Annotated in this window: 8 protein-coding genes; 5 read left to right on the top strand and 3 right to left on the bottom strand. The window is 35.8% G+C overall.

What is annotated here, in order from left to right; genetic code table 11:
- Window positions 1-90: 90 nt before the first annotated feature.
- Entirely contained in the window at window positions 91-909 is an 819-nt protein-coding gene (panB, locus tag Q0800_RS09515) for a 3-methyl-2-oxobutanoate hydroxymethyltransferase (protein WP_299129143.1), read from the bottom strand.
- Between the two features lie 107 nt (window positions 910-1,016).
- Between panB and Q0800_RS09510 the strand changes: the two genes are divergently transcribed.
- Window positions 1,017-1,472, top strand: a complete 456-nt coding sequence (locus Q0800_RS09510) for a nuclear transport factor 2 family protein (protein WP_299129141.1) — start codon at window positions 1,017-1,019, stop codon at window positions 1,470-1,472.
- A 164-nt stretch (window positions 1,473-1,636) separates the two neighbouring features.
- On the opposite strand, the gene Q0800_RS09505 is transcribed toward Q0800_RS09510, so the two are convergent.
- Together Q0800_RS09505 and Q0800_RS09500 are read right to left on the bottom strand one after the other, a co-directional pair.
- Window positions 1,637-3,061, bottom strand: coding sequence for an L-serine ammonia-lyase (locus tag Q0800_RS09505; protein WP_299129139.1), 1,425 nt, complete (start codon window positions 3,059-3,061; stop codon window positions 1,637-1,639).
- A gap of 107 nt (window positions 3,062-3,168) precedes the next feature.
- Window positions 3,169-3,645, bottom strand: a complete 477-nt coding sequence (locus tag Q0800_RS09500; protein WP_299129137.1) for a hypothetical protein — start codon at window positions 3,643-3,645, stop codon at window positions 3,169-3,171.
- Window positions 3,646-3,860: 215 nt separating this feature from the next.
- On the opposite strand from Q0800_RS09500, the gene dnaK reads away from it, so the two are divergent.
- The 4 genes from dnaK to Q0800_RS09480 form a co-directional block, all read left to right on the top strand.
- The gene (dnaK, locus tag Q0800_RS09495; protein WP_299129136.1) at window positions 3,861-5,765 is read left to right on the top strand and encodes a molecular chaperone DnaK; all 1,905 of its coding nucleotides are present in this window, start codon (window positions 3,861-3,863) and stop codon (window positions 5,763-5,765) included.
- Between the two features lie 278 nt (window positions 5,766-6,043).
- On the top strand, window positions 6,044-6,886 hold the full coding sequence (locus tag Q0800_RS09490) for a T9SS type A sorting domain-containing protein (RefSeq protein WP_299129135.1): 843 nt from the start codon (window positions 6,044-6,046) through the stop codon (window positions 6,884-6,886).
- A gap of 283 nt (window positions 6,887-7,169) precedes the next feature.
- On the top strand, window positions 7,170-8,384 hold the full coding sequence (locus Q0800_RS09485; protein ID WP_299129133.1) for a class I SAM-dependent rRNA methyltransferase: 1,215 nt from the start codon (window positions 7,170-7,172) through the stop codon (window positions 8,382-8,384).
- Between the two features lie 103 nt (window positions 8,385-8,487).
- A partial coding sequence (locus Q0800_RS09480) for a nitronate monooxygenase (RefSeq protein ID WP_299129132.1) occupies window positions 8,488-9,310 on the top strand: 823 nt, incomplete at its 3' end.

The following is a 9,310-nucleotide window of genomic DNA, read 5'->3' as shown; positions in this document are numbered from 1 at the left end:
TAACCACTAACCACTAACCACTAACCACTAACCACTAACCACTAACCACTAACCACTAACCACTAACCACTAACCACTAACCACTAACCACTAATACTGCTCTTTATCATTAGGGAAATCGCCACTTTTAACATCCTCACCATATTGCGTAAAGGCTTTGTTCATTTCTTCATATAAGTTCATGTAGCGTCTTAAAAAGCGTGGGTTAAACTCATGAGTCATACCAACCATATCGTGTGTTACTAGAACCTGTCCGTCTACACCATTCCCAGCTCCAATACCAATAACAGGAATACTAATACTCTTGGCAACCTCTTCTGCTAATTTAGCAGGGATTTTCTCTAGTACTAGTGCAAAACATCCAGCTCTTTCTAACATTAAAGCATCTTCTTTTAACTGTTGTGCTTCTTGTTCTTCTTTAGCTCTTACCGTGTAAGTTCCAAATTTATATATAGACTGAGGCGTTAAACCCAAATGACCCATTACGGGAATACCAGCGTTTAAAATGCGTTTAATAGACTCCTTAACTTCTTTTCCTCCTTCCATTTTTACAGCATGTCCTCCAGACTCTTTCATTATTCTAATTGCAGAACGAAGGGCTTCTTTAGGATCGCTCTGATAACTACCAAAAGGTAAATCTACTACAACCAAAGCTCTTTCAATAGCTCGTAACACAGAAGAGGCATGGTATATCATCTGATCTAAGGTTATGGGTAGCGTAGTTTCATGCCCAGCCATAACATTACTGGCAGAATCTCCAACCAGTATTACATCAATACCAGCACCATCTACAATTTTAGCCATGGTATAGTCATAGGCCGTAAGCATAGAAATCTTTTCGCCACGCGATTTCATATCTATTAGGCTTTTAACGGTGATTCTTTTATATTCTTTTTTTGCAACTGACATAGGCTTAAAATTATAGTGTCAGTAAAAATAGTGAGTTTTGTTAAACTTTCTTTAATCTAAGTTATAAATACTGGTAAATCCTTAATTTCAATTTAAACAACCGCACAATGAAAACTGTTCTATTTATTATTTCGTTCTTAATTTGCCTTAATCTTAATGCCCAAAACCAGGAGGAAGCACAGGTTAAAGCTACCATTATTGAATTTTTTGATGCTTTTCATAAGCAAGATACTGTGAAGCTTAAGGCTATGGCAAAAGATGACATCGTATTACAATCAATAGCGGTTAATATAGACGGAAAAACAATCTTGAAATCAACTCATTATAATGAGTTTGTTACAAGTATTGCAAGTATCCCTAAAAGCAGTGCTTTTGAAGAGAAACTACTTGGATTTAATATTAAGGTAGATGGTAAAATGGCAAATGCATGGATTCCTTATGAGTTTTGGTTTAACGGTAATTTTAGCCACTGTGGTGTTAATTCTTTTCAATTCATAAAAGAAGAGGCAACTTGGAAAATACTTTATTTGGTTGATACCAGACGACGTGATGGGTGTCAATAAAATAGCCCATTCTAGCCTTCCCAATGGAGAAGGAACGCATCTCAAAGGTAATACCTTAAAGCATTAAAATCACTTAGAATATAACGATATTTATAAACGAAGAGAGCACTGTTTATTTCTATAAGAAATAAAAGTCTCCACTTCGGGAAGATTTAGATGGGCATCTAACAATCAGACATATTTACGCCTATGGCCAGCCCACCTTCAGAGGTTTCTTTGTATTTAGTATTCATGTCCTTAGCGGTTTCCCACATGGTATTTACAACTTTGTCTAAAGGCACTTTTACATTTTTTGGATCTGTATCTAAGGCCAATTCAGCAGCATTAATGGCTTTTATGGCACCCATGGAATTGCGTTCTATACAAGGTATTTGCACCAAACCTCCTATGGGATCGCAGGTTAACCCAAGATGATGCTCCATAGCTATTTCTGCGGCAACTAAAACCTGTTCTGGTGTACCACCCATCAATTCACAAAGCGCACCTGCCGCCATTGCAGAAGAGACACCAATCTCTGCTTGGCAACCTCCCATGGCTGCACTAATGGTAGCCCCTTTTTTAAATATACTTCCAATTTCGCCAGCTACGAGTAAAAATTTTTTAATGTCTTCAAAATTGGCATCATGGTTTTCAATCACTAAATAATACATTAAAACCGCAGGGATAACGCCGGCACTTCCGTTAGTTGGTGCAGTAACCACACGACCTAAAGAAGCATTAACTTCATTAACAGCAAGTGCAAAACAACTTACCCATTTTAAAATTTGTCTAAACTTAACCTCGGTATCTCTAATGACATTAAGCCATTCAATTGGATTTGTATAATGTTTCTCTCCAATTAAATTTTTATGCATATCAAAGGCACGACGTCTTACATTAAGTCCGCCAGGTAAGTTGCCTTCAGTATGGCAACCCGTGTACATACACTCTAACATAGTAGTCCAAATGCGTTTTAACTCCAGATTAATAGTAGTATTATCTCTAATCGATTTTTCATTCTCTAAAACCACTCCCGAAACTGGTAAATTGAGTTGATTGCAAAATTTCAAAAGCTCTTCACCATAAGAAATAGGATAGGGAAAGGTGCAATAGAAAATAATCTCATTGGCCTTAGAAACCTTACGTTCTTCTTGTACTACAAAACCACCACCAATAGAGTAGTAAGTTGATTTATAGTTTCTGCCATTTATTAATGCACTAAAAGATATACCATTGGCATGAAAGGGTAAAAATTCTTTATTGAAAATAATATCCGCTTTAAAATCAAAAGGAATCGTTTTTTCTTGGTTAAAATTAAGTTGCCCTGATGTTTTAATATCAGCAACAACTTTATCAATATCAGCAACAGGAATACGCTCAGGGTCAGCACCAGTTAAACCGAGCATAACCGCATAGTCTGTGGCATGACCTTTTCCAGTTAATGATAAAGACCCATAAAGATTTACTGTGATTTTTTCAATATTCTCAAACCTTTTTTTGTCTTTGAGTTCTTTTATCCAGCGTTCTGCAGCACGCCAAGGCCCTAAGGTATGCGAACTCGAAGGTCCAATACCAATTTTAAGCATATCAAAGACAGAAATGCATTCCATTACTTATTGATTTAGTTAAGACAAAGATACATTTTGTTTAAGCTTGAGGCATAAAAAAAGTCATGATTGTAAACTCATGACTTTAATATTATTTATGGATAGTAACCCTATTGGACATACTGCATTACATCATTCATATTGTTAACATCTACAACACCACTATTGAAAAAATCCACGGGTAATACTACTATTCTAAAGGTTTGATCTAAGGTGTCTCCAGGCAATAGAGAATTAAAATCGAATGTTGAAGGAGCTTCAATAAATACGGTTACAAAATCAAAATTATGCTCAAAATTATATTGAAATTGTTGACCATCGTTAGTAAATACTGTGTCTGGCATAAGCCTCCAAATATCAAAGCCTTCATTATCTACACCAACTAGGTGATAAACAAGGACCATATCAGATTCTAACAATTCAATATTTGACGGTATTTCAAACGTAGCTTCAAAGTTGTTAGACTCTACTAAATTGATTGTTCTTTCAAAAGACTGTGCAGCAAACAAGCTCTCTTGGATAATTTCTTCTCTCGTACAATTTGTAACTAGAGTCATCAGAAAAATAAAGGTAAGTAATCGTTTCATATATATCGTTTTCTAAACATATAGCAAATGCCGTTCCAAAGTGTAAGTATGATTAAACTTTTTTCGATTTCAATTTCGAATTCAACTTCAACTTCATAGCTGACATCCTGTCATTTTTTTTGTCATGGCATAAAACTTGACTAATACTTTGCGAGTTTAAAATTTAAAACATTGAAATTTCCGTGTAAACGGAAAACTAATATCAAAAATAAATTATGAGTAAGATTATTGGAATTGATTTAGGAACAACCAACTCATGTGTCTCCGTAATGGAAGGTAATGAGCCAGTTGTAATCCCAAACGCTGAAGGTAAGAGAACAACACCTTCGGTAATCGCTTTCGTTGAGGGTGGTGAAATTAAAGTTGGTGACCCTGCAAAAAGACAGGCGGTAACAAACCCAACAAAAACCGTTTATTCTATTAAACGTTTTATGGGTAATAAGTACTCTGAGTCTAAGAAAGAAGCAGAACGTGTACCCTATAAAGTGGTAAAAGGGGATAACGATACTCCGAGAGTGGATATCGATGGCCGTTTATATACGCCACAGGAATTATCGGCAATGGTTCTTCAAAAGATGAAGAAAACGGCTGAAGACTATTTAGGACAAGATGTATCCGAAGCCGTAATTACAGTACCAGCTTATTTTAACGATGCACAGCGACAAGCAACAAAAGAAGCTGGTGAAATCGCTGGCTTAAAAGTAAGACGTATCATTAACGAGCCTACTGCAGCAGCATTGGCTTATGGATTAGATAAAAAATCTACGGATCAAAAAATTGTAGTGTTCGATTTTGGTGGTGGTACACATGATGTGTCTATCCTAGAATTAGGAGACGGAGTTTTTGAGGTATTATCTACTGATGGTGATACACACTTAGGTGGTGATGATGTGGATGAGAGAATCATTGATTGGTTAGCGGAAGAGTTTATTGCCGATGAAGATATGGACTTACGTAAAGACCCAATGGCTTTACAACGTCTTAAGGAAGCTGCAGAAAAAGCTAAGATTGAGTTATCATCTTCTGCGCAAACAGAGATTAACTTACCTTACGTTACAGCTACAGCGAGTGGACCAAAGCACTTGGTACGTACATTAACACGTTCTAAATTTGAGCAGTTAATTGACGATTTAATCAAGCGTACTATTGAACCATGTGAAACGGCTTTAAAAGCAGCTGGTTTATCAAAATCTGATATTGACGAGGTGATCTTAGTCGGAGGTTCTACACGTATTCCTGCTGTACAGGAAGCTGTTGAGAACTTCTTTGGTAAAGCACCAAGTAAGGGTGTAAACCCAGATGAGGTAGTGTCTTTAGGAGCAGGTATACAAGGTGGTGTATTAACTGGTGATGTAAAAGACGTTCTTTTATTAGACGTAACACCATTATCATTAGGTATTGAGACTATGGGTAATGTAATGACCAAGCTGATAGAAGCCAACACAACGATACCAACAAAGAAGTCGCAGGTGTTCTCTACAGCAGCAGACAATCAGCCATCGGTAGAAATCCACGTATTACAAGGAGAACGCCCAATGGCAGCAGACAATAAAACGATTGGTCGTTTCCATTTAGATGGTATCCCACCAGCAAAACGAGGAACACCTCAGATTGAAGTAACCTTTGATATTGATGCTAATGGTATCATTAAAGTATCTGCAGAAGATAAAGCTACAGGTAAAAAACAAGATATCCGTATTGAAGCATCATCTGGATTAACGGAAGAAGAAATCCAAAAGATGAAAGCAGAGGCAGAAGCGAATGCAGATGCAGATGCAAAAGCTAAGGAAACTGCCGATAAGTTGAATCAGGCAGATGGTATGATCTTCCAGACTGAAAAGCAATTAGAAGAATTTGGTGATAAATTATCTGATGATAAGAAAAAGCCAATTGAAGAGGCGCTTGCAGAATTGAAGACAGCTTACGAAACCAAAGACATTGCTGTTATTGAGCCAGCTTTAGAGAAAATCAACGAAGCTTGGAAGGTAGCTAGTGAAGAAATGTATAAGGCACAAGCCGAGGCTCAAGGTGGCGCACCAGGTCCAGATACTGGAGCTCAAGGGCAACCCGCTGACGAGTCTAGCGATGTAGAAGATGTAGACTTTGAAGAAGTGAAGTAAGCAGAGAATCAATTCCGATGAAAAAATCGGAATTGTGTGAATCGCTTATCCCGAATTTATTTGGGGATCTCATAGCGAGAAAAATAGATTAAACTAAAAACGCAATCATTAAATTGATTGCGTTTTTTTATGAAACAAAGTCTAAATGATTCTAGTCTAACGCTTATGATGCATCAAATTTTGTAAAATATGCTTGATATGTTTTAATAAATTATCTTGATTTTGTCTTTTTTTCTATAATTTAGAAGGCATAATTCATTCATTAAAATTTAAATAATATGAAAAAAATTACGTTTTTATTTTCGCTAATATTTATTAGCAGTTTGTCATTTGCACAAACAAATTTACTTGCCAATCCAGATTTTGATACTGACATATCGGGTTGGACAACACAGTTAGGTTTTTCTGGAGCTGATAATTCATTTGCATTTTCAACAGAAAATCAAGGGACTTCGGGTGCAGCCGGTAGCGGTTCTTTAGAAATGACGGTTAATACTGTTTCTAATCCTGTAAATGATGGTGCTAGTTCTATAAGACAAGAATTAGACTTATCATCTCTTATTAATGGGCCAACTACATTCTCTGGTTCTATCTGGGTAAGCTCTAATGCACCTACACCAGGTGGTAACGGTACTGACGATACCTTTAAAATTCAGGTATTTACTGAAAACGGTGGATTTCAAGGTGCTGCATTTCCTCAGCAAGATATTCCTGCAGATGGCGAGTTTCATGAGGTCGTTTTTACTTTTGATATCGATTTAGCTAATCTTGATCCTAATTTTGATCCAACAGATGTTAGGGTTTTATTTAGTTTTGCAGATTCTGTAGGTACTTTTAGATTTGATAACGCTATTTTAATACAAGGCGATACATCACAATTATCTACTGAAGAATTTTCTAGAACTCAAGGTTCCATTTTTCCAAATCCTGCGAGTTCTACCCTAAATATTAATGCTAATATCTCTAATGAGAAAGCTTCAGTGTATGATTTAAGCGGTAAACTTTTATTTACTAAAGCCGTATCTGGTAGCTTAAATTCTATAGATGTTTCTCAGTTAACTGCTGGGATGTATTTTCTTCGTTTAGAAAATGGATCATCTTTTAAGTTCATTAAAGAATAGATTAAGTTTTGCATTTGTAAACGGCCAGTTTACATTACTAATAGAGGTTGTCTAAAATTAAGAATCAATTTTAGATAACCTCTTTTTTTTACTAAAACCAAAGTTTGGGCACTCCTAGGTTCGGAAACACCCAAAATTTCAAAGAATTTAAAGCTAAAGTGTTAATTAATATAAAAACGTACTGTATTTGAAATCTAAAATTTAATACTCTATTTTAAATAAAAAGTGATCTACTTGCGTTATTAAGGATTATTTTTGATACTACATTAATTGATTCATAGTAATGATTACTAGTACTACATCTCCAAAACGGCTTGCCGTAAAACTTAATGCAAGAGGTGAACAATCCGTTGTTAAAGGCCATCCTTGGGTGTTTTCAAATAGTATTGTTAAGATTAATGACGACGCACATACAGGTGATTTAGCCATCATTTTTAGTAAGAATAAAAACAAGGTTATCGGTATCGGACTCTATGATTCTAAATCTCTTATTAGAATTAAAATAATTCATAATGCCACAACCAAGGTGGAAATCAATGCCGATTTTTTTCATAAGAAAATTGAAATAGCTTATGATAAACGTTCAGAGTTGCTAAAAACCAACACCAACAGTTACCGCATATTGTTTGGTGAAAATGATGGTTTTCCTGGTCTTATAGCAGATGTTTACGATTCGGTTTTAGTCGTAAAACTCTATTCTGAAATTTGGTTGCCCTATCTTGAATCTATATTGAAAAGCTTACGACAAGTGTCAAAAGCAGAAACTATTGTAATGCGTTTGAGTAGACATCTTCAAAATAGCTCAAACCATAAATTTAAAGATGGGGACGTTGTTTACGGAAGACTAAAAACTGAAGTTGTACAATTTGTAGAACATGGAGTTCTTTTTTCTGCTAATGTTATTAAAGGCCATAAAACTGGTTATTTTTTAGATCATAGAGAAAATAGAAAACGTGTAGGTGAGCTTAGTAAACAAAAAACCGTTTTGGATGTGTTCTCTTATGCTGGCGGATTTTCAGTACATGCACTAGCTAATGATGCTGCAGAGGTAACAAGCTTAGATATAAGTAAACAAGCCTTAGAGATGGCGTTGGATAACGGAAAATTGAATAGTTATAAAGGTATTCATAAAACGATTGCAGGTGATGCCTTTGCTGAAATGAAACAACTTATTAAGCATGGAAAACGTTTCGATGTGGTAGTTATAGATCCTCCAAGTTTTGCTAAGCAACAATCTGAGATTGATTTAGCAAAAAAGAAATATGCGCAACTGGCAGAATTGGGTGCGCAGCTTACCTCAAAAAAGGGATTGTTGGTGTTAGCCTCGTGTTCATCTAGAGTCTTAGCGCAGTCTTTTTTTGATTTAAATCAACGTGTTTTGGGCAGTCAACCAAGACCTTTTAAAACAGTAGATAAAACGAAGCACGATAGTGATCATCCTGTTACTTTTACAGAAGGCGCTTATTTAAAATGCGGATACTATCGCTTTTTAGACTAACAACTATTATGCGTGCATAATATATTTCAGTATATTTGAAGCTATAAATTTAACTGTACTCACTAAGTGTAGTTAAAGTGTATTGAAATAATTACAATTAAATATGTCTAAAAAACTGACTACGCTTTTAAAAATAAAGCACCCAATTATACAAGCTCCAATGTTTTTAGTCTCTAATGTGGCTATGGTAACAGAAGCGATGAAGGCTGGTATTGCCGGTTGTATCCCTGCGTTAAATTACAGAACATTAGACGAGTTAAGAGCTGCTATAAAAGAATTAAAGGCCAACAAAGTTGAAGGCGGATCTTTTGGATTTAATTTAATTGTAAATAGATCTAACCTTAAGTACAAAGGCCAGTTAGAGGTGCTTTGCGAAGAAGGTTGTGACTTTATTATTACCTCTTTGGGAAGTCCCGAGGAAACCATAAAACAAGCTCATGCTGTTGGGATTAAAGTATTTTGTGATGTTACGGATTTAAGATTTGCCAAAAAAGTAGAGGCATTAGAAGCAGATGCTGCCATTGCGGTAAATAACGAAGCTGGTGGTCACCGTGGTAATATGTCTCCACAAGAATTAACAAGTTTACTCCACAAAGAATTATCTATTCCTGTGATTTCAGCAGGTGGAGTAGGATGTAAAGCAGATATAGACAAAATGTTGAGTTATGGAGCTGCAGGAGTTTCCGTTGGTAGTCCATTTATCGCTTCAGTAGAGGCTGGTGTTACAGACGACTATAAACAAGCTTGTGTAGATTATGGTGCTGAGGATATTATTATGACTGAACGTATCTCTGGCACACCGTGTACGGTTATTAATACACCTTATGTTCAAAAAATAGGCACCAAAGCCACTTGGATAGAAAATTTATTGAATAAAAATCGAAAATTGAAAAAATGGGTAAAGATGATTCGGTTTTCAATAGGAA

It is taken from the genome of uncultured Winogradskyella sp. (genome assembly GCF_937958655.1).
GTDB lineage: Bacteria > Bacteroidota > Bacteroidia > Flavobacteriales > Flavobacteriaceae > Winogradskyella.
This window is presented reverse-complemented; position numbering and strand designations above follow the sequence as displayed.